The following is a 21,556-nucleotide window of genomic DNA, read 5'->3' as shown; positions in this document are numbered from 1 at the left end:
GCGTAACTCGGGCGATGGCCAACCAAGAGGGCGCAAAGTTGCCATCCCTTGGTACTGTCGATTGGACTTGGCGTACGTCTTGAACGCATCAGGCTTGGGGCGAAAGTGTAATCACTGGTCGTAGTAGGAAACTTTTGAAGGCGAGCTCATTTTTCAATCGAAGCGGGGTATTGGTGAGGGAAAGAGATGTAGTGTTGGTTGGACAAAGACCTCATTGCCGGCGGGTTGATGTTCAAGGGTTAACCCCTCCGTCTCCGCCATATCTCACCGTCCTTGGGAAAACCTGGTCCGCCCTGCGCGCTCGACAAGAGCAGTGAGCCATTCGACCTCACACCGAATCCACGAGTGGAATTTACAGCGGAGCCGCAATGCAGTTCACATGCGTCCATCGAAAGCGCATGGCGGATGGCTGATTTTCCTTCATTCTTGCGTAGATGCTGAGTGCAAGGCGGGCAAACCACCGTCACTTTCCCTCCCGGGATGGCCTTTCGCCAATTGCCCGGTTCGGACCAAGTGCCTATTGAAGGCAGCGGATTCCCGAAAGTCACATTATGCTAAACAAGTTAGTCCGCCAAGTCCGTCCACCCAAGCGAGGTGAGGACGGCGATGCCGATACCAAGGGCTACCCGGTCGTCGATCCGTATTTCTGGAAACCGAAAGTCGGATTGAACTTCGGCGACTATCTGGCCTCTGCAATCGTCCAGCGTATGTTGGCCGCCAAAGAATTATTGGTGAATGAGCCCGTCAGCAGGCATCGGCGCCTGTTCAGCGTGGGATCGGTGCTGCATTTTGCCCAGACGGGCGATGCGATCTGGGGAACCGGCCGTAACGGAAAGATGGGGGTCGATCGCCACCGCTTCGAGACGCTTGATATCAGAGCGGTGCGAGGGCCTCTCACGCGACGCTTTCTTGGCGAGTTGGGGCATGCGGTGCCGGATATCTACGGCGATCCCGCCTTGCTCATCCCCAAGCTGTTCCCAAACCGGTTTCGTCGCCGTTCGGGCGAACAGGCCGTGGGAATTGTCCCTAACCTTCATGACACAGGGCTGATCGTGGGCGACAACATAATCGATCCCACATGGCGTTGGGACGCCGTCATTTCCGCTATCTGCGCATGCGACTTTATCGTGTCGAGTTCGTTGCACGGCCTGGTGATCGCGGATGCGTTCGGCATACCCTGCGCCCATCTGCGACTGAGCGATACGGAACCGGACTTCAAATATATCGATTACTGCGAGGGGGCCGGAAGGTCCCAATTTTGGTCCTCGACAAGCGTTGCCGAAGCACTCGATCGTGGTCCGCTGCCGCCAATCGCCCATGATGCCGAAGCACTGATGGCCGCCTTTCCTTACGACTTGTGGGACGCCTGATCAGCGACCGCCGAAGAATTCCCGGCGGATCGAAGCGGTGACACGGCGCAGCCGCGCAAAACGGCGAAGCGTTCCCAGCGGATGGCGTTTCCAGCGACCGGCCAGCACGTATTTCCGGAAGATGCCCGCAGTCTGACTGTGGGAACCTGCATGTCCGACCCTGTACACTGCCGCCCGAAACGGCACTTGCTGGAGGGGCGTTCCTTCGGCTTCCATCCGGCTGTCGACGCCGTGATGGCTGCCCATCATGGCTTTGACGAATTCCATGTCGGCATCCCCGAAATTGTTCGGGAGTTCGTACAGATCGCGCCGGATTATCAGCGAACTTCCGCAGACGTGATTGAAGTCATCATGCTCGTACAGCAGCCGACTGCCATCGTTCCAGACATATCCGCGCCCGATCTTCCATCCGACTGGTCCCGAATTCTCGCGAACCCAACCGGCCAATCGGTTGCTGACGCAATCGTCATCATCGACGATCATGTAGTAATCGGTGTCGCGTCCGGCCAACATGCCGGCGAGTACCCGCCTTCCCTTGTCCAGGCGGAAAGCGTCCAGCACCTGGTCGCGCGAAGCGCTACCCATGTCGTGCAGCTTGTTGGCCGGAAAATCGACCCGCTCGACAGTGAAGCCATCGGGCATTTGCGGCAAGTCAGCACCGTGGTTGGCGACCACCACACCGCGCCAGTTCGAGGATAGCTGTGCTGAGAGCGATGCAAGTGTCTGCTCCAGATTCTCCCTGAGCTTTGGCCAGTCGGATGCGTTGTCCTGATGCCGGACGGGAACGATGAATGTGAGTGCCGGTGTCTCTGCTACCAAGGTCATCAGCTGTCGCTCGATCTCGCCCAGTCATACGCCTCTGCAAGAGAAGTGGCAGCGAAAGTCAGGCCTGCGGGCTCGGGAAACGCCTCTCTGAAGTGCCGGATCTTGCCGTAACTGTTGTCGAGCACCGCATGAGGCTTGCCCATCAGCAAACTGATGATGTGAACGTGAAGGCGATCGGTGATCACTTTCTCCGCCCGCGAGAGCTGGCGGCGCCCACGGTCGAAACGCTGATTGGCCACGGCTTTGTAGCTTGCGAGGCGAATGGCTCCGCGATCCAGAGTGCCCAGGGCGGAAAGGCGACCCAGCCATCGCGCACGCCGTACTGGCCCGGCGGGCTCCTCGATCCAGTCCTCGACCGGAATGGTGTCCGGCAAACCGTCGCCGGACGCGCGGCCGCTCATTTCCTTGTCGGCTCTGAGCATACCAAGCACCGGAAGCTCCGCTTGCCCCAGCGGCTCCACCGGCCCGATCGCAAAAGCCATGTCCGGGCAAAGGGTCGCTTCGCAGCCGAGTGTGTCTCGGGCGCGTTGCTGGGACTGGCGGTCGCGCACAAACAGGTCGAACGCACCGTGCCGAGCGATCGCATCGGCTGCTCTTGCGCACGCTTCTTCCGAAGAGAAATGGATCGACTGCGGCATCTGGATGATCTGCCGGTCGGGGAAATCGGCCATGACTCTTTCCCGAAAGGCCTGGTGGCCCGGCCACAAGTCGCCGAAATTGCCGCCCCCACGCAGGAGGATCGGGCCAGCGGGAACGCGTCGCTTGAGTTCTTCAACGTCATAGCTTCTTATTGTGCTGACATATGCCGGCAAACGCCCACGACGCCGCAGATAGGCCATTTCACCCAGCCAGATCGCAGAGTCGCCCACATTACGGATGTCGGGGAAATCGAGCAGCGCAAACGTGCCATCGAGGGGCTTCGATGAAAGAGCTTGATCGATAAGGGCCGAGTTTGCCGCAACGTAGGAGGCGGAGGGGGATTCAGACATAGAACCTCAAATTAGCATTGCATTGCAGGAAGCGCATCTTGTAGCGGGTCGATACCGTTGATTGTGCAGCACAGCAAAGAAAATCGCTGCACTGCAGCATTCGTGTTCAGGAGCGCCGTTTGACAACCATCGCCAGCCGCATGTTGTCTGGAAGTGCATGGCTTTCCGGCGCCCGTATCGTCACAAATATCCTGTCTTTCGTCAGCACCATAGTCCTGGCACGACTTCTTGCGCCAGCCGACTTCGGTATCGTCGCGCTCGGTACGACGCTGATGGCCATTCTCAGCTCGATTACCGAAATTTCGCTCAGCCAAGCGTTGATTCAACACCGCAATCCGACCGAGGAGCACTTCCATACGGCTTGGACACTAAATGGTCTACGCGGCATTGTGCTCGCACTGATCATGTGTGGCGCGGCGTGGCCGATGGCGATCATTTACGAAGACAATCGGCTGATCCCGGTGGTGTGCGTGATGGCGATCGGGGTGGTTATCAGCGGCTTGGGCAATCCCCGCCGGATCATGTTTCAGAAGAAGCTGATCTTCTGGCAGGAATTCCTTCTGCTAGTGACGAACCGAGTAACGATGGTCGTCAGCACTATCTGGCTCGCAATCGTGTGGGATAGCTACTGGGCGTTGATTGTGGGCGTTCTGCTGGGCCAACTGGTCCAAACCCTGGTGTCCTACGCGATCCTGCCGTTCCTACCGCGCCCGGGCCTCAACCACGCGCGCGAGCTGTGGAGCTTTTCGGTCTGGCTGACTTTGGGGCAGGCAATCAACACCATCAACTGGCGGTTCGATCAGTTATTGGTCGGCGGTCTCCTCGGCAACGCCACGTTGGGGCACTACGCAGTGGGCAGCAATCTTGCTCAGGTTCCGACACGCGAGACCACCAATCCGATCCGACAGACGCTGTTTCCCGCCTTGTCGCAGATTGCGGACGATCCTCCTCGCCTGCGCCAGGGATATCAGCGCGCGCAAGCTCTGATTACGCTGGTCGCTCTGCCGATGGGTATCGGCGTGGCGTTGGTGGCAGATACGCTGGTCCTCGCCGCGATGGGCAGCAAATGGCTGCCGGCGGTACCGATCATCCAGGCGCTGTCGGTGATCTTTGCCGTTCAGACGATCGGTTCCATGGTGTCTTCGCTCGGCATGGCTCGCGGGCACACCAAGCTGCTTTTCGTGCGCGACCTGCAGATGTTCTTCATCCGTCTGCCGATCATTGTCGCCGGCACCCTGATGTTCGGGTTGGCCGGCCTGATCGGAGCGCGAGTTATTTCCGGACTGATCGGCACTTTCGTGAATATGTTGGTCGTGCGTCAGCTTGTACAGCTGGGCGTATGGGAGCAACTCGCCGTGAACATTCGCAGCCTCGTATCGGCCGCAGCGATGGCCGTTGTCGTTCTTCTATTTCAGAGAACCGCCGGACTTGCGGATGGTACGCTGATGCAAGCGGTCCTCGATATCGCAGCAAATGCAGCGCTTGGCGCTGTGGTATACATCGCCGCCAACCTGCTGCTTTGGCGTCTGGCAGGCCGACCGAACGGCCCGGAAACGGAGCTGATAGGCATGGCCGCCAAGGTTATCCGGCGGCTCGTACCAGGTCGCGCGTGATCGGTTCCTCGATGCCTGCCAGCGTCCCGTTGGCAGAGAGTATCCGGCCAGCCGAGCACCGCAAACGTCATCGTCGGCGGGCGAAGCGACAAGCTCCACCCTGGCATTTCCGGTCGGGTTAAACAGCCATTAGTCGTGCTAAAAACCCGGACAGATCTCTTTCGACGCGCTGCCAGCTCAGCTGCTCGAGATCTGGAACGGCAGACGCGGGAATCGTCCGAGCATGACGCGCGAAACCGTCGAGTACATCGACGGTAAGCTCGTCTGCGTAGAGTTGGACCCAACGATCACCCATCAGCTCGGCCAGCTCCGGCATCGCTCCGATCGCGGGAACGAGTACCGGCCGCCCCCGCGACAAGGCGTGGATGGCAGCGCCGGAATGAAGGATGTCGCGGTAGGGCAGGACTACGCCGTGAGAAGCGTCGATCGCCCGGTCGAGATCTTTGTCCGGCACAATGTCATCGCTGAGCGCCATCCGCACGCTATCCAGCCCGGCAGCCGCCCGATCGAGCGTGCGCGCATATTCGCGGTCGTGGCGGCGGCCGCAGATCGTCACCTCTGCGGTCGCGGCATCGAGCTGTCCCGCGGCGCGAACGAGATCGTCCAGGTTCTTGTAAGGCCGTACGAGCCCGAAGTTGAGTAGCCTCACTGGCTCTCTTGCTCCGGGTGGGAGGAATGGCTGCGGAGGCTCGCTCTCGTAAGCGCCGTGAACGGTCACCAGTTCGACAATGCCGCCGGCGGTCGAGTAGGTGCTATGCACAAGGTTCCGCGACGTCTCCGACAAATATACGATTCCGTCGAGATTGCGCACGAGCAAACGTTCCATCAGCGATGGGTCGGCATTGCCCTCGTGCTGGGTAACATTGTGGGCCACCCACACAATGCGCGTATTGCGGCGCCAGCGGGCCATCAGCAAGCGGGTGAGGGTTTTCAGCCGATGCAGGAAGCCTTCGCCCTCGAACAGACGGTGCGGCCAATGATACAGGACAATATCCTGTTGCGCGATGTCCGCCAGCCACGGCTTATACGCTACGACATTGGCCCCGCACCTCTCCAGCGCGTCGCCGAACAGGCCCGTGAAACGATTGAACTTGGCCGACCGCGGCGCCAACGCAATCCGTGGAGAGCGTGACGACGGGTCCATTTGGCGGCCATCTCGGGCTAAGGGCAAGGTCACCTTCACGCGACTGAAATTGCAAGCGGCGGGTGGCAGTGCGCTTAGCCCGGTTGGGTCCTGCCGCCAAGCGATAGGCTCAACGACAGGCTGCGGCTTGTCGACGAAGCCTCACCGTTCGGCCAGTTCCTCCACCAGCGCGGATGCGGGGTAGATCGTTTCGAGCGCTTCCTGCACCGCAGCCGTAGAGACGACCACGGTGCGATTGAGCGTGCCGTCATATCCGTAATTGCCGCCGAGCGAGTGAATGTTACCGTCGAACGCGGCGCCGATCACCGTGCCCGCCTTGTCGATTACCGGCGAGCCCGAGTTGCCGCCGATGATGTCGTTGGTGGTGACGAAGTCGTAGGTGGTGTTCTTGTCGATCTTTGCCTCGTTCGCGGCGAAGGCGGAGGCGACGTCGAACGGAGCATTGCCGGTCGCGCGTTCGAAAGTTCCGCCCATCGTCGTACGGATCGGAACCTCGTTGCCGCGCTCGGTCCATCCCTTCACCTGGCCGTAGCTGATCCGCAGTGTGAAGGTCGCATCGGGATAGAGGCTTTCGCCATAGGCGGCGAAGCGCGCATCGGCGAGCTTGGCGCCAGCGGCCGCGAGCGGGCCCGAATATTGCGCATCGGATAGCGCCTTCAGTTCGCGCTGGCGCTCGACGAGGCGGAGTGCGTACTGGATCATCGGATCGTCCGAAGCCTCTACCGCTTCAATTCCGCCCTCCCACAGCGCCTTGCGCACTTCGGGGTCGGCCAGCGATGTCCCGCCGACGAGTCTTTCGGCGAGTTGCTCGGGACTTTCCTTGCCCAGCAATAGCTGCGAATCGGGATCGTCCACCCCGAGATATTCACGCGCCTTGGAAAGGCTCCACCCCATCGTCAGCTCATCTAGCCAGGGATAGATCGGCCGCTCGTCGAGCAGCCGCTTCTCGGTCAGCGGCAGCGCGCTGTCGGTGTAGCCGGGCAGCCGTTCGGCATTCGGCTTGCCGCGTTCCTGCGCGGCGAAGACGAGCGTCTGAGCGTAGCCGTAGAGATCGCCCGACGGCTGGGTGAAGCGCAGTGGATAATACAGCGCGCGATAGGCGTTCATTGCCTCATCGACCGTGGTCCAGGGGTCGCCGATCTCGGCGTTCCCGGCGCTTTTCTCGCGCAGATCGTCCTGTGCCGCAGCCAGCTTTTCCGTAAAGCCCGGATCGTTCAGCGCCTTGGTACGACCGATATAGACTTTCAGACTGTTCTCGACACCGCCCAGGAGATCGCGGCCTTCGCGATCTTTCTGGTCGCTTTCTTCCATCGCGCGGATCAACCGGCCACGCAATTCGCTCATCGTTGCGACGGTCACAGGGAGGCGCACCTCACGCTCGAACGCAAGCTGACTGTCCGTCCACAACCGGCTGGTCGATCCGGGATTGCCGACGACGAAAGTGATCTCGCCCTCCTCCGGCGCGCGCGGATTCCATTGCAGATGATCGGGCGTCGCCACCGGCTGGCCGTTCTCATAGGCGCGCAGGAAACTGGCATCGAGCGAATAGCGCGGAAAATTGAAATTGTCGGGGTCGCCGCCGAAGGTCGCCGCACGGTCTTCGGGCGCCCAGGCAAGGCGCACATCCGAATATTTGCGGTAGGTATAGAGCTTGTACTGTCCGCCACCGAAAAGTGTGACGACCTGGCAGCGAGTGGCTTCGGTGTCGGGGCAGCCCGCTTTCTCGAGTTCGGCAATTTTGGCGTCGCGCGCTTTGGTCAGCGCTTCGCCGGAAAGACTGCCGATCGCGCCCATAACGTCGCCGGTTACATCGGCAATCGAGGTGACAACTTCCGCCTGCTGGCCGGGGCAGGTCAGTTCGTCCTCGCGCCTTTGCGCCGTGAAACCCTCGGCAAGATAGTCCTTTGCATCGGAAGAATTGTCGAACAGACAGCTCGCAATGCAGTGGTGGTTGGTCAGGATCAATCCGTTGGGCGAAACGAAGCTGGCCGAACATCCGCCGGTCAGTCGAACGGCAGAATTTCGCACTGTATCTAGCCAGGCCTGATCGGGCGCCCAGCCATATTGCTCGCGGACCTGCTCGGCCGGAAACCCGTCGAAGGTCCACATCCCCTCATCGGCCATCGCGGGTTGCGCGGCGAGAGCGCAAAGGGCGGTGGCGGCGGCGAGCGCGTTTCGATCGAACTGCATGTGACTGTTCCTCTTGCACCGGAGATTGTTCCGATTTGCGGCCATCTACACGAAATGGCTGGCCGATTTCGCCGTCTCTACAGGCCTTATCGGCAAAATTGAAGCCGGCCTCGTCAGCTCACGAACTAGGCTACCCACGGACCTGTAATCGCCACAGTGCGGGCTGGCGAATAGGCATTGACGAAGAACCATTTGCCATCGGGCGAGAAGCATCCGCCGGCCAGTTCTGTCTGCATCCGGAGGCGTGCGAAAGGATAGGCTCGACCATCGGGTGTGATGCCGCGCAGATGGTTGTCGACCACATCGGTATACTGATCCTCGCAGACAATCAGGTGGCCGTTCGGTCCTACAGTGAGGTTGTCACCGAAGTTGAACTGCTCCTCGCTCTGGCTTTCGAAAAACAACTCGATGGTGTCGCTGGCCCCATTCCGGCCCGGCACCAGACGGAAGATCTGACCGAGCTTGCGCTGTCCGCCGCTGGTCGAACAGACGAACACCTCGTCCGCGCCCATGTGAATGCCTTCGCCTCGTGCGATGACTGCGGCGCCTCGCGCCGCAGCGCGATTGCGCAGATCGTCCTTCGGAGCCTCGACCTCGTCGCAGTCGATCCAGCGCAAGGGATAGCGCCTGCCGACCGGCATATCCGCTACCGTCCAATTGCGCGTATCGGCAAGGCCTTCGACGACCATGGCTTGCAGGCGACCTCCATCACGGAGACGCCCTGCGGTTGTGGGAACGAAACGATAAAGCACGCCGTCGTCGCGGTCCTCGGTGAGGTACACCACACCCGTCGCCGGATCGACGCATGCAGCCTCGTGATTGAACCGGCCCATGGCCTTGAGAGGAACCGCATCGATCAGTCCGGTCGCATTGGCCGGGACTTCGAATACCCAGCCGTGCTCGACCGCCAGACCTTCGCCATAAGGCTGGCCCGGGCCGGTCGGCGCCTCTTCGCAGGTCAGCCAGCTGCCCCATGGCGTGACGCCGCCCGAACAATTTCGGATCGTGCCTGCGAGCGTGCGGAACTGGCGCTTTACCTGAAGGGTGCGAGCATCGAGCACGATGTTGGTCGTCCCGCCGGGAACGATAGCACCATTGCGCGTGCCGTAGCCATGTGCGGGCGCGCCACCGGCATCGTCGGTCGGCACCAGTTCGTGATTGCGGATCAGCACGATCTCGTCATTGCCGAGCGGCAGGCAGCCCATGCCATCGGCCTTGTCGGGCACGGTACCGCCATCGTCCATGGCGTCGCCCAGGCTGGAGAGCACATTGTAGGAGAATCCGCGCGGCAGATCGAGCATCCCGGCGGGATCAGGTACCAGCGGCCCGTAATCCGCGAACGATGCCGGCAAAGTCGGCCCCGACCGGCCCGTGCACCCGTTGAGTAGCAGCCCGGTGAAAGCTGCACCGGTAACTCCGATGAATCCGCGACGGTCGATATCTGTCTTCAAACCGGGCCTCCTGTTGCCGCCCTGCACATCGACGCGCGGGGACCCGCCGTCTCTTCCGGACATATGACACTATCGCGACAGCCAACGGATTTCACGATCTGCATTTGTCGACTCCTGTGTCTTTTCTGTCGAATTACTGTCGTAGGCGCCCTTGAAAGATGGCCTCGCGAAGCGGTTTCCATCCTTCGATAGCGACGTATGGCGGCTCCCTTCGACATTGACGGCGGTTGCCTTGTCCAACGGATCGCCTTAGACCGCGCGGAATGTTGTAACATTAAAATTTCGGAGTTTGCAGTTTTGAAGAAGTATGCCCTGCTCGTAACCTCGATGCTGGCCAGCCCCGCGCTTGCCCAGACCGCCGACGACAGTGATCGCGGTTCGGTGCACGCGTCCGACGACAGGACAATCATCGTCACCTCCAACTACATCAAGGATCTCGATCTGCTTGCGGGCACCTCGGTTCTCGTGAGCGAGGATATCCTGCGCGAACTGGAGCCTCAGATCGGCGATATCCTGATCAAACAGCCCGGTGTTTCCGCAACCTCCTTCAGCCCCGGCGCATCGCGCCCTGTGCTGCGCGGCCTGCAGGGCGAACGCGTCCGCGTGCTCACGGACGGCATCGGCACACTGGACGTCTCGAACACCTCGGTCGACCACGCGGTGACGATCGATCCACTGGTGACCGAGCGTATCGAGATTCTGCGCGGCCCGGCCGTGCTTCTTTTCGGTAGCCAGGCAATCGGCGGTGCGGTCAATGCGTTGGACCGCCGCATCCCGCGCGAAGTGCCCGAGAACGGATATCACGTCGATGCCATCGGCAGCTATTCATCGGCATTCGATGGGTTCAATGGCGGTGCCGGCTTCGACTTGGCGCTGAGCGACACGTTCGTGGTTCATGTCGACGGCAGCTACAGCAAGACCGAGGACGTAGAAGTCGGCGGTTTCGTTCTCACGCCGGAGTTGCGGGCCGAACAGCTCGAGATCGCCGAAGAGGAATTCGACGAGGGCAACTTCGACGAATCCGACGAAGCGCGCGAACTGGCCGAGCAGCGCGGCGTTCTGCCCAACAGCGCGACCGAAACCTACACGCTTGGCGGTGGTTTTGCCTTCATCAACGAGGGTGGCAGCCTTGGCGCTTCCATCAGCTATTTCGATACCCGCTATGGCGTACCGGCGCGACCCGGAGCCGAGCACGCGCATGGTGAGGAAGGCGAAGAGGAAGAGGGCGAGGAGGAAGAAGGCCCCGTCACCATCGACCTGAACCAGCTTCGCGCGGATCTGCGTGGAGAGGTCTTTACCGGTGGCGACGTGCTGGAATCGATCCGCGTGCGCCTCGGCTATTCGAACTATGAACATACCGAGTTCGAAGGCGACGAGGTCGGCACCGTCTTCAATTCGGACAGTTTCGAAGGCCGTCTCGAGCTCGTCCAGGCCGATCGCAACGGCTGGAAGGGTGTAACCGGCGTCCAGCTGATGACCCGCGATTTTTCGGCGATCGGGGAAGAGGCCTTCGTTCCGCCGAACGAAACCAATCAGATCGGCTTCTTTACCCTTCAGGAGTTCGATTTCGATGGCATCGGTCTGGAATTGTCCGCCCGTTACGAAAGCACCGATGTCAGTTCCGACAGCGTTGCGATAGGGCTGGAAGACGATGCCGTGATCACGGCGATCGACCGTAGTTTCGATGCTTTCTCGATCGCCGGAGGCGTCAGTTACGCGCTCGCTCGCGAAGTGAAGATCGGGGTCAATCTCAGCCGGGTCGAACGCGCTCCGTCAGCCGAAGAACTGTTCTCGAACGGCCCGCATATCGCCACTCAGTCTTTCGAAGTCGGCAATCCCTTCTTCGACAAGGAGGCGGCACTGGGCGTCGAAGCCTATCTTCGCGGCGAGGCCGGACCGGCACGTTTCCAGTTCGCCGGTTATTACACGAAGTTCGACGATTTCATCTACGAAACCGATACCGGTGAAGAGGCGGACGGCTTGCCGCTGTTCCAGTTCCTGCAGGACGATGCCAACTTCTGGGGTTTCGAGGCGCAGGCGGCTTACGACGTCGTCGCGGGTGAAGGATTGACCGTCACGATCGACGGTGTCGCGGACTACACCCGCGCGACGATCGAGGATGGCGGCGGCCCCGTTCCCCGCATTCCCCCGCTCCGCGTTCTCGGGGGCCTGTCGGCCGACACCGGCATTTTCGGAGGTCGCGTGGAAGTCGAACACGTCACCACGCAAGACCGCGTGGCAGAGTTCGAAACGCCCACCAACGACTTCACCCTCGTCAATGCATCGCTGTCCTGGAAGCCCTTCGGGCGCGACAGCGAAACCGTGCTGATGCTGTCGGGTGACAATCTGTTCGATGTCGATGCCCGCCGCCATGCAAGCTTTACGAAGGATTTCGTTCCGCTGGCAGGCCGCAATATTCGGGTCTCGGCACGCCTCGCTTTCTGATCTTTCCGGTCTTGCTCCTCTCGCAACAAGTGCCGCGAGAGGAGCGACACGGAAAAGAACCATCCTTTCGGACACGGGCGCCGGTATCGACCCACCCACCGGCGTGGGCCGGCGTTATGGCGGCAGCTCTTGCTCCGCGAGCGGTAATTGCACCATACCGCTGTCGAGCCGTGCTGCGGGCGCACAGGGCAATCGGAAACCTCAACGAAAGGAAGAATGGTATGATCCGAGGCAAGTTGGCGGCAGGCATCGCGCTCTTGGCATTCCCGATGCAGGCGGCCCTTGCGCAGCAGCAGCAGCAGCCCGAGCCGGAAGAGGCGGCTTCGACCGAGGTGCAGGTCCCGCAGCCAGCACCACCGATGTCGGGTGCCGCGGCCGGTAGAGATCGTGTCGGGCCGGAACGGCGCTTCACCGGCGCCGACCTGTTCGATCTCGCCATTGCCAGCGACCCTCAGATAAGCCCCGATGGACGCTATATCGCCTACGTACGCAGGTCTAACGACATCATGTCCGACCGGGCGGTCGCTTCGATCTGGCTGATCGACACGCGCACCGGCCGGGAAACGCCGCTCGCCGGCCGCAACGGCGATGCTTTCAATCCCCGATGGTCGCCAAGCGGAGACCGGATCGCCTACGCGTCGACCGAAGGCGGAGCGCCGCAATTGTGGGTTCACTGGATGGGTGGCGGTGAAGCGGTGCGCCTGACCGGGCTGCCGACCAGCCCCTCGAGCATTGCCTGGTCGCCCGACGGGCGGTCCATCGCCTACACCATGCTGGTCAAGGACGAAGGCCCCAAACTCGGATCGGCGCCCGCCAACAAGCCCGAAGGCGCCGAGTGGGCCGAACCCCTCGAAATCCGCGATCTGCTGACCTACCGCGCCGACGGGCAAGGCTATATCGAGCCCGGCTTCGAGAAAATCTTCGTCGTCCCGGCCACCGGGGGCGCACCGCGCCAGCTGACCTTCGGCCGATATCACGATGGCGGCCCGCTGAGCTGGTCGCCAGACGGCTCGACCATCTATTTCGGTGCCAACCGACGCCCGGACTGGGAGGACGATCCGGTAGAAGGCGAGGTCTACGCGCTAGACGTTGCGACGGGATCGGTACAGCAGCTGACGGATCGCGACGGCCCCGACGGCAATCCGGTCGTTTCGCCCGATGGCCGGCTGATCGCCTATCTCGGTTTCGACGACGTATCGCGCGCCTACGAAGATAACGACCTCTATGTCATGAACCGCGACGGGTCGAACATCCGCAATCTCACTGCGGACTGGGGCTACAATCCCGACGGGATCGCGTGGGACGCCGACGGACGCGGCATCTACGCGCAATACGATATCGGCGGGGAGACCCGCATCGCGCGCATCGCGCTCGACGGGGCCGTGCGGGACGTGGCCGAAGGTCTGTCCGGCGGCGGTCTCGACCGTCCCTATACCGGCGGCAGCTTCTCGGTATCGGATGACGATGCGATCGCCTTCACCGGCGGCACGGCGACCCGTCCCGCCGAAGTCCAGCTTGCCCGCGCAGGCGGCGCAGCGCGCATGCTGACCGACCTCAACCGCTCGCTGCGGGCGGTCAAATCCTTCGGCGAAGTACGCCGGATTGCCACCCGATCGAGCCATGACGGGCTTGAGATCGAAGGCTGGCTGACCTTGCCCCCCGGCCATGTCGAGGGTCAGCGCGTCCCGTTGATCCTCGAAATACACGGCGGCCCGTTCGCCGCCTACGGCCCGCATTTTTCGACCGACAACCAGCTCTACGCGGCAGCCGGCTATGCCGTGCTGTCCGCCAATCCACGCGGCTCGACCAGCTATGGCAAGGATTTCGCGAACGAGATCGACAAGGCCTATCCCGGCAACGATTATTTCGACCTCATATCCATCGTCGACCGTGCGATCGCGCTCGGTATCGCCGATCCCGACCAGCTCTTCGTTACCGGTGGATCGGGCGGCGGAGTGCTGACCAGCTGGATCGTCGGCAAGACCGACCGGTTCAAGGCCGCGGCGACCCAGAAGCCGGTGATCAACTGGACGACCCAGGCGCTCACCGCCGATGGACCGGCCTTTTTCGGCAAATACTGGATCGGCGCCCAGCCATGGGAAGATCAGGACGCCTACTGGCGCCTTTCGCCGCTGTCGCTGGTCGGAAACGTCGAAACGCCGACACTGGTGGTCGTCGGCAGCGAGGACTACCGCACTCCGGTGAGCGAGTCCGAACAATATTACACCGCACTGCGCCTGCGCGGTGTCCCGACCGCGCTGGTAAAGGTCCCCGGGGCAAGCCATGGCGGCATCGCCGCGCGCCCCTCGCAATCGGCCGCCAAGGCCTCGGCTATCCTGGCATGGTTCGATCGCTACCGAACGGGCTGGACGCGGAGCAGCGCTCCGCAAGAGTGAGTTCGGATCCTCGGAGGCTCAGGGCCTGCGAATATCGGCCTGCGCTCGACAACGGCCCCCTGAAAGGGGAACATCCGACCTCGGCCGACAGGCTTCGAACCGTTTGAATTGCTCCCGCACCCATGCGAAGCGCTTCCTATGGGTGAAGATACCAACACAGGAAGCTGGCGTTTCGCGGTCGATCGGGGCGGTACCTTTACCGATGTCGTAGCGGTAACGCCCGATGGGCGACTGGTGACGGACAAGCTGCTTTCGGAGAACCCAGGCCATTATGCCGACGCCGCCAGCGAAGCGGTTCGGCGCCTGATGAAGCGCCATGGCAGCGCGCCCATTGCCGAGCTGCGGATCGGGACGACGGTTGCCACCAATGCCCTTCTCGAACGCAAGGGCGAGCGGCTGGCGCTGGCGATCACGCGCGGCTTCGGCGACGCGCTCAGGATCGGCAACCAGGCACGGCCCGATATTTTCGCGCGGCATATCGTGCTGCCCGAGCAATTGCCCGCCGAAGTGATCGAGATAGACGAGCGGGTGGGTGCCGATGGCGCAGTCCTGCAACCGCTGGGCGAGGATGCGGCGCGCAGTGCTTTCGCCCGGCTGCGGGCAGCCGGCTTCGATGCGCTCGCCATCGTGCTGATGCATGGCTGGAAATATCGCGATCACGAAGCCCGGCTCGCCGCGCTCGCGCGCCAGGCGGGCTTCGCGCAGGTCAGCGTCAGTCACGAAGTTTCGCCGCTCATCCGGCTGATCCCGCGCGGCGATACGACGGTGGTGGACGCCTATCTCTCGCCGGTGCTGCGGCGCTACACCGATACGCTCCAGGCGGGTCTGCCCGACACCGAAAGCCTCCGCTTCATGCAGTCCAATGGCGGGCTCGCCGAAGTCGGCGCGTTCCGCGGCAAGGATGCGATCCTGTCGGGCCCCGCCGGCGGCGTAGTGGGGATGGTCGCCGCCAGCGAACCGCTCGGCCACCGTAAGCTGATCGGCTTCGACATGGGCGGGACCAGCACCGATGTCGCGCATTATGCGGGCGAATACGAACTGACCGGCGACAGCCTGGTCGCCGGAGTCCGCGTCGCCGCGCCGATGATGCAGATTCATACCGTCGCGGCAGGAGGTGGGTCGATTTGTCAGTACGATGCCGGGCGCTTCCGCGTCGGGCCTGAAAGCGCGGGCGCCGATCCGGGGCCCGCCTGCTATTGCAAGGGCGGTCCGCTGACAGTGACCGACTGCAACCTGTTCCTCGGTCGTATCGACCCGGCTTTCTTCCCCAAAGTGTTCGGTTCGGGCGGAAATCAAGCGCTCGATCCGCAGGCTTCGCGCACGCGACTGGAGGACATCGCGGCCGCGCTGGAGGACCCGGCATCGCTCGAGGAAATCGCCGAAGGTTTCCTCGCCATCGCAGTCGATTCCATGGCCAACGCCATTCGCAAGATCAGCGTCGCGCGCGGGCACGATGTGACGAGCTACGCCCTCGCCTGCTTCGGCGGAGCGGGCGGGCAGCATGCCTGCCGCGTGGCCGATGCGCTGGGGATGGAGACCGTGCTGGTGCATCCGCTGGCGGGGATTCTCTCAGCCTATGGCATCGGCCTCGCTCCGGTTAAGGCGATCCGCGAGGTCAGCCTGGTGCGCCCGCTCGCGGACGATTTCGGACCCGAGTTGACCGTGCTGGAAGACGAGGCGCGCGCAGCGCTGGCTGAACAGGGCATCGCCCCATCCGCCGTCACCCTCGAAAGCCGCGCGCGGCTGCGCTTCGAAGGAAGCGACAGCATGCTGACGATCGCCTGTGCGCCGCGCGAAGAGATGGACCGCGAGTTCCGCACACTGCACCGCCGGCGCTACGGCTATTCCGACGCCGAGGCGCCGATCGTTGTTGAGGCGCTCAGCGTCGAGGCCAGCGGCGCGTCCGGTGGCATCGGCACGGCGCAGGCCGAGCCCGTTGCCGCGAGCGGTGAAGCCTCGGGCAGCTGGCGCACCATCGAGCGTGCCGCGTTGTCGGTCGGAGAGACTGTCGCCGGCCCGCTGCTGGTAATCGATCCCGCCTCGACCACCGTCGTCGAGCCGGGCTGGCGGGCACGGCTTGCGGACGAAGGCAGCCTCGTTCTCACCCGCGCCGAAGCACTGACCCGCACGCGCGCGGCAGGGACCGCAGTAGATCCCGTGCGGCTGGAGATCTTCAACAACCTGTTCATGGCGATCGCCGAGGAGATGGGGGTAGTGCTCCAGTCGACCGCGACCTCGGTCAATATCAAGGAGCGGCTCGATTTTTCCTGCGCGCTGTTCGACCGCGCGGGCGAACTCATCGCCAATGCGCCGCATATCCCGGTTCATCTGGGGTCGATGGGCGACAGCATCGCGCGCGTGATCGAGACCCGTGGGGAAGCGCGCGACGGGAGGGGGTTCAGGCGCGGCGACGCTTATGTCCTCAACGATCCCTATCGCGGCGGCACCCACTTGCCCGACATCACGGTGATCGTGCCGGTATTCTTCGCCGATGACGCGGACGAGCCCGACGCCTTCGTCGCCGCGCGCGGTCACCATTCGGATATAGGCGGCATAGCGCCCGGATCGATGCCGCCCGAAAGCCGCACGATCGAGGAAGAAGGCGTATTGATCGACAATGCCTTGCTGGTCGACGAGGGCCATTTCCGCGAGGCAGAAATGCGCGAACAATTGGCCTCGGCCACCTATCCGGCACGCAATCCGGCGCGCAACATCTCCGACTTGCGCGCGCAGCTTGCCGCCTGCACGCGCGGACAGGAGCTGCTTCACGCCGCCGCGCGCGACCAAGGGGCGGACGTGGTCGCGGCCTATATGGATCACGTTCTCGCCAATGCGGAAGAAAGCGTGCGCGGCCTGCTCGACCGGCTGGAGGACGGCAGCTTCGCCTATCCCATGGACAATGGCGCGGTGGTGAAGGTCGCCATCCGGATCGATCGCGCCAGCCGCTCCGCCGTGTTCGATTTCACCGGCACCAGCGAGCAACTGCCCGACAATTTCAACGCCCCGAAATCGATCACCCGCGCCGCCGCGCTCTATGCCGTGCGCACGCTGATCGACGATGCCATCCCGATGAACGATGGCTGCCTGCGTCCGATCGAACTGGTGGTGCCCGCAGGGTCGATGCTCAATCCCCGGCCCGGCGCGGCGGTGGTGGCAGGCAATGTCGAGACCAGCCAGGTCGTGACCGACGCGCTGTTCGCGGCGACCGGCCGCCTTGCGCCCAGCCAGGGGACGATGAACAATTTCACCTTCGGCGATGGCACCGACCAGTATTACGAGACCATCTGCGGCGGATCGGGCGCCGGCCCCGGCCATCCCGGCACCAGCGCGGTGCAGACGCATATGACCAACTCGCGGCTGACCGATCCGGAAATCCTCGAAACGCGCCTGCCGGTTCGGCTCGACAGTTTCGCCATCCGCGCCGGTTCGGGCGGCAACGGCGAGTATCGCGGCGGCGACGGCGTCGAGCGGCGCATGACCTTTCTCGCGCCGATGCGCGCCAATATGCTCGCCAACCGGCGCGCCATCGCCCCGCGCGGCATTTGTGGCGGCGCCGACGCCCAGCCGGGACGCAACTGGATCGAGCGGGCCGATGGCACGCGCGAGGAACTCGGCGCGACCGGCTCGGCCGAGATGGAACCCGGCGACCGCTTCGTGGTGCTGACTCCGGGCGGAGGTGGCTACGGCCCTCCCCGCCCGGCATGATCGCAGGCGTCAGACCACGGCGTCGCGCTTGACCGTGATGACCTGCGGGTACGTGAATTCCTTCAACCCATCGACGCCGTATTCCGCGCCGAAGCCCGATTGCTTGTGCCCGCCGAAAGGCGCCAGCGGATTGATGTGGAGGAATTCGTTGATCCACACCGTACCGGTCTCGAGCTGTTCGGCGATGGCGACACCGCGATCGGTATCCTTGGTCCAGACCGCGCCGGCGAGCCCGTAATCGGAATTGTTGGCCCGCGCGATCACCTCCTCGTCGGTCGAGAACTTCATCAGCGGCATGACCGGGCCGAACTGTTCCTCGGCGACGATGCGTGCCTCTTCCGGCGGATTGTCGAGAATGGTGATGGGCACGTAATAGCCGGTGCCGGACGGGTCCTTGTCTCCACCGGTCAGGAACTTGTAGCCATTGTCCTTGGCGTCCTGGATCAGTTCGAGCACGCGCTCGTACTGCTTCTTGTTCTGGATCGGGCCGACCCCGGTGCCCTGCTGCGACCCGTCGCCCACGGTCACGCCCTTGGCGTATTCGGCGATCGCTTTGCTGAGATCGTCGTAAATGTCCTCGTGGATGTAGATCCGCTTGGCCGCGACGCAGATCTGCCCGGCATTGGAGAAGCTCGACCAGAACAGCTGTTCGGCGACCTTCTCGACATCGGCATCGGGCAGCACGATCGAGGCGTCGTTGCCGCCGAGTTCGAGCGTGATGCGCTTCAGATCGCCGCTGGCGCCTTCCATGATCTTCTTGCCGGTCGCGGTCGACCCGGTGAAGGTGATCTTGTCGATATCCGGATGCTCGGTGATCAGCGGGCCGAGGCTGTCTTCGCCGGTGATGATGTTCACCGTGCCCGCGGGCACCACATCCTTGATCAGTTCGGCGATGCGCAACGTCGTCAGCGGAGTGAAGGGCGAGGGCTTGAGCACGATGGTGCAGCCCGAGATCAGCGCGGGCACGATCTTCTGGATCGCCATCATCACCGGGAAGTTCCACGGCACGATGCCGCCGACCACGCCCACCGGCACGCGGCGCGTGCGCGACAGGCGGGTGTCGTCGTCCTGGTTGATCACATCGTCCAGCGTCAGCGTCGACTGCGCGGCGGCAAGTCCGGCCGCACCGTAGATCTCCTGCTGCGCCTGCGCGTGAGGCTTGCCCTGCTCGGTAGTCAGCAGGCGAAAGAGTTCGTCGGCATTGTCCTTGATCGCGGCGGCGATCCCCTGAACGACCTTCTGCCGTTCTTCGGGCGTGGTCTTCTTCCACTCCTTGAACGCGCGGCGGGCGGCGGCGACCGCGCGATCCAGCTCGTCCTTGCCGCAGGCGGGGACACGACCCACGACCTGCTCGTTCGCGGGGTTCAGAACCTCCAGCCATTCGCCATTGTCGGCCATCTCGCCGTCGATCAGGTTCTTATAGTCGGCCATCGTCTCTCTCCTTGTCGGAATCTTGGGGGGACTCGTCTCCGGGCAATACAGTGTCGGGATTCGTTGCTCGATGCAACGGGTCTTGCGGCAGGGTGGCAAATTGGTGAGAAAGACGGCGAGAGGAGCGCGATGCAGACCTTCGTTACCGAAGCGGTCGACTGGCCGGATACCGCCCCCGCGCTGCGCGAACGGGTGCGTGCGCTGGTCGCCGAACATGGCGAACGCGATCAGGTGCGCCGTGCCAACAGCTGGACCAAGCCCGACCCGCAATTCAGCCGCAAGCTGGGCAAGGCGGGCCTGCTCGGCATGACCTGGCCGAAGGAATATGGCGGGCACGAGCGCAGCCAGCTCGAACGCTATGTGGCGATCGAGGAACTGCTGGCGGCGGGTGCGCCGGTTGGCGCGCACTGGATCGCCGACCGGCAGAGCGGACCGCTGCTGCTCCGGCTCGGCAACGAGGAGCTGAAACGCCGCTGGGTACCGGCCATCGCGCGGGGCGAAGCTTTCGCCTGCATCGGCCTTAGCGAACCGGGTTCTGGTTCGGACCTCGCCTCCGTCCGCACCGCTGCGCGTCGCGATGGCGATGGATGGGTTCTCGATGGACAGAAGGTCTGGACCACAGGCGCGCATGTCAGCCATTTCATGATCGCGCTGGTCCGCACCGAGGCCGGAAGCGAACGACAGAAGGGCCTGTCGCAACTCGTCGTCCCGATGGATACGCCGGGCGTCACGGTGAAGCCGATCGTCGACCTTACCGGCGCGCATGAATTCAACGAAGTGTTCTTCGACCAGGTACGCCTGCCCGGCAGCGCGCTGCTCGGCACCGAAGGCGAAGGGTGGAAGCAGGCGACGGCGGAACTGTCGCTCGAACGGTCGGGGCCGGAGCGGTATCTGTCATCCATGGTGCTGTTCCTCGAGCTGGTCCGCCACGCCAGCGTGCACCGCAATCCTGAACTGGATATGCTGGTGGGCCGTCTTGCGGCGGAAGCATGGACCCTGCGTCTGATGAGCGCCTCGGTCGCGGCCAAGCTGGCGCGCGGCGAAGACCCGGCGCTGGAAGCGACCATGGTCAAGGATCTCGGCAATTCCTACGAACAGGCGATCCCGCAACTGGTGCAGGCGGCGGTCGATTTCGGCAGTCCGGATAACGAAGTGCTGCGCGCCGTCTGTTTCTACCTGCTGCAGGTCAGCCCCAGCTTCTCGCTGCGTGGCGGAACGCGCGAGATCGTCAAGGGGATCATCGCGCGCGGGCTGGGCCTGCGATGAGCGATACCCGCCGCATGCTGGCCGAAATGGTCGATCCGCTCTTTGCCGAACTGGGGCCTGACGCGACCGAAGCGAAAGACCTTTCGCGTCTGGAACAACTGGGCCTGCCGCTGCTGCTGGTGCCCGAGGACGAAGGCGGTTTCGGCGGCGACTGGATCGATGCGCTGACGGTGTTTCGCCTCGCGGGTTATCACGCGCTCGGGATCGACATTCCGGCGCTGGCGGTGGAGCGAGCAGATGGGGGCCAGTGCGAGCAGACGATGGCCTTCGCCCGGACCTGCCAGATCGCTGGCGCGCTCGACGCGGCCCTTGCGCTATCGGTCGCCTACGCCAACGAACGCCAGCAGTTCGGACGCCCGCTGGGCAAGTTCCAGGCGGTCCAGCAGTCGCTGGCAGGCTTCGCTTGCGAGGCCGCCGCCGCAAACTGCGCAGCGATGGGCGCGGCGCAGGCGCTCGACCGGGGCGACGCCGGGTTCGAGATCGCCGCGGCCAAGCTGCGCGCGAACCGGGCGGTCGAAGTGGGCACCACGGTCGCGCATCAGGTCCACGGCGCGATCGGTTTTACGCAGGAATACGCTCTCCACCATCTCACCCGGCGGCTGTGGCAGTGGCGCTCGGAATACGGCAACGACGCCTATTGGAGCCGCAGGCTGGGCGAGCACGTGATCGAAGACGGCGCGGATGCATTCTGGCCGAACCTGACGGCGCGCACCGACCCATAACAGGTCATT

The 21,556-nt window shown here is 63.3% G+C and carries 13 protein-coding genes; 7 read left to right on the top strand and 6 right to left on the bottom strand.

All coding sequences use genetic code 11. The annotated features are described in order from the left end of the window. Window positions 1–551 precede the first annotated feature (551 nt). A complete protein-coding gene (locus tag K3174_RS12995; protein WP_221559226.1) occupies window positions 552–1,370 on the top strand; it encodes a polysaccharide pyruvyl transferase family protein in 819 nt (272 codons plus the stop codon). On the opposite strand, the gene K3174_RS12990 is transcribed toward K3174_RS12995, so the two are convergent. Then, the gene (locus tag K3174_RS12990; protein WP_221559225.1) at window positions 1,371–2,195 is read right to left on the bottom strand and encodes a hypothetical protein; all 825 of its coding nucleotides are present in this window, start codon (window positions 2,193–2,195) and stop codon (window positions 1,371–1,373) included. Continuing rightward, complete coding sequence (locus K3174_RS12985) at window positions 2,195–3,184, bottom strand: polysaccharide pyruvyl transferase family protein (protein ID WP_221559222.1); 990 nt, start codon at window positions 3,182–3,184, stop codon at window positions 2,195–2,197. Before K3174_RS12985 ends, K3174_RS12990 begins: the two co-directional genes overlap by 1 nt. A gap of 119 nt (window positions 3,185–3,303) precedes the next feature. On the opposite strand from K3174_RS12985, the gene K3174_RS12980 reads away from it, so the two are divergent. Beyond that, window positions 3,304–4,797, top strand: a complete 1,494-nt coding sequence (locus K3174_RS12980; protein ID WP_221559221.1) for a lipopolysaccharide biosynthesis protein — start codon at window positions 3,304–3,306, stop codon at window positions 4,795–4,797. Window positions 4,798–4,915: 118 nt separating this feature from the next. Here the strand turns inward: K3174_RS12980 and K3174_RS12975 are convergent, their stop codons facing one another. The 3 genes from K3174_RS12975 to K3174_RS12965 form a co-directional block, all read right to left on the bottom strand. Continuing rightward, entirely contained in the window at window positions 4,916–5,908 is a 993-nt protein-coding gene (locus tag K3174_RS12975; protein WP_221559219.1) for a glycosyltransferase, read from the bottom strand. Between the two features lie 174 nt (window positions 5,909–6,082). Continuing rightward, window positions 6,083–8,131: a S46 family peptidase gene (locus K3174_RS12970; protein ID WP_221559217.1), complete on the bottom strand. Its 2,049-nt coding sequence runs from the start codon at window positions 8,129–8,131 to the stop codon at window positions 6,083–6,085. A 125-nt stretch (window positions 8,132–8,256) separates the two neighbouring features. Further along, a complete protein-coding gene (locus K3174_RS12965; protein ID WP_247712167.1) occupies window positions 8,257–9,582 on the bottom strand; it encodes an alkaline phosphatase PhoX in 1,326 nt (441 codons plus the stop codon). A gap of 297 nt (window positions 9,583–9,879) precedes the next feature. Here K3174_RS12965 and K3174_RS12960 point away from each other — a divergent pair, with 297 nt between their 5' ends. The 3 genes from K3174_RS12960 to K3174_RS12950 all read left to right on the top strand — a co-directional run bounded on the left by K3174_RS12960 (window position 9,880) and on the right by K3174_RS12950 (window position 18,128). Beyond that, window positions 9,880–12,027, top strand: coding sequence for a TonB-dependent receptor (locus K3174_RS12960; RefSeq protein WP_247712166.1), 2,148 nt, complete (start codon window positions 9,880–9,882; stop codon window positions 12,025–12,027). Window positions 12,028–12,386: 359 nt separating this feature from the next. Beyond that, a complete protein-coding gene (locus K3174_RS12955; protein WP_247712176.1) occupies window positions 12,387–14,423 on the top strand; it encodes a S9 family peptidase in 2,037 nt (678 codons plus the stop codon). A 138-nt stretch (window positions 14,424–14,561) separates the two neighbouring features. Further along, the gene (locus K3174_RS12950; protein WP_221559211.1) at window positions 14,562–18,128 is read left to right on the top strand and encodes a hydantoinase B/oxoprolinase family protein; all 3,567 of its coding nucleotides are present in this window, start codon (window positions 14,562–14,564) and stop codon (window positions 18,126–18,128) included. A gap of 9 nt (window positions 18,129–18,137) precedes the next feature. Here K3174_RS12950 and K3174_RS12945 read toward each other — a convergent pair whose 3' ends face one another. Next, entirely contained in the window at window positions 18,138–19,559 is a 1,422-nt protein-coding gene (locus K3174_RS12945) for an aldehyde dehydrogenase family protein (RefSeq protein ID WP_221559209.1), read from the bottom strand. 129 nt (window positions 19,560–19,688) lie between these two features. Here K3174_RS12945 and K3174_RS12940 point away from each other — a divergent pair, with 129 nt between their 5' ends. Further along, window positions 19,689–20,825: an acyl-CoA dehydrogenase family protein gene (locus tag K3174_RS12940; protein ID WP_221559206.1), complete on the top strand. Its 1,137-nt coding sequence runs from the start codon at window positions 19,689–19,691 to the stop codon at window positions 20,823–20,825. Then, complete coding sequence (locus K3174_RS12935; RefSeq protein WP_221559204.1) at window positions 20,822–21,547, top strand: acyl-CoA dehydrogenase family protein; 726 nt, start codon at window positions 20,822–20,824, stop codon at window positions 21,545–21,547. The genes K3174_RS12940 and K3174_RS12935 overlap by 4 nt, the downstream gene beginning before the upstream one ends. The last annotated feature ends 9 nt before the right edge of the window (window positions 21,548–21,556 follow it).

Origin of the sequence: Qipengyuania qiaonensis (genome assembly GCF_019711515.1) — a bacterium.
Lineage (GTDB): Bacteria > Pseudomonadota > Alphaproteobacteria > Sphingomonadales > Sphingomonadaceae > Qipengyuania > Qipengyuania qiaonensis.
The sequence above is the reverse complement of the archived record's forward strand: the minus strand, read 5'-3'. Positions and strand labels throughout refer to the sequence as shown.

Bases quoted from the DNA above. Each gene is read 5' to 3' on its own strand.
- K3174_RS12985 (WP_221559222.1), bottom strand. From the start codon at position 3,184: ATGTCTGAATCCCCCTCCGCCTCCTACGTTGCGGCAAACTCGGCCCTT.
- K3174_RS12995 (WP_221559226.1), top strand. From the start codon at position 552: ATGCTAAACAAGTTAGTCCGCCAAGTCCGTCCACCCAAGCGAGGTGAG.
- K3174_RS12990 (WP_221559225.1), bottom strand. From the start codon at position 2,195: ATGACCTTGGTAGCAGAGACACCGGCACTCACATTCATCGTTCCCGTC.
- K3174_RS12970 (WP_221559217.1), bottom strand. From the start codon at position 8,131: ATGCAGTTCGATCGAAACGCGCTCGCCGCCGCCACCGCCCTTTGCGCT.
- K3174_RS12935 (WP_221559204.1), top strand. From the start codon at position 20,822: ATGAGCGATACCCGCCGCATGCTGGCCGAAATGGTCGATCCGCTCTTT.
- K3174_RS12940 (WP_221559206.1), top strand. From the start codon at position 19,689: ATGCAGACCTTCGTTACCGAAGCGGTCGACTGGCCGGATACCGCCCCC.
- K3174_RS12955 (WP_247712176.1), top strand. From the start codon at position 12,387: ATGTCGGGTGCCGCGGCCGGTAGAGATCGTGTCGGGCCGGAACGGCGC.
- K3174_RS12945 (WP_221559209.1), bottom strand. From the start codon at position 19,559: ATGGCCGACTATAAGAACCTGATCGACGGCGAGATGGCCGACAATGGC.
- K3174_RS12950 (WP_221559211.1), top strand. From the start codon at position 14,562: ATGGGTGAAGATACCAACACAGGAAGCTGGCGTTTCGCGGTCGATCGG.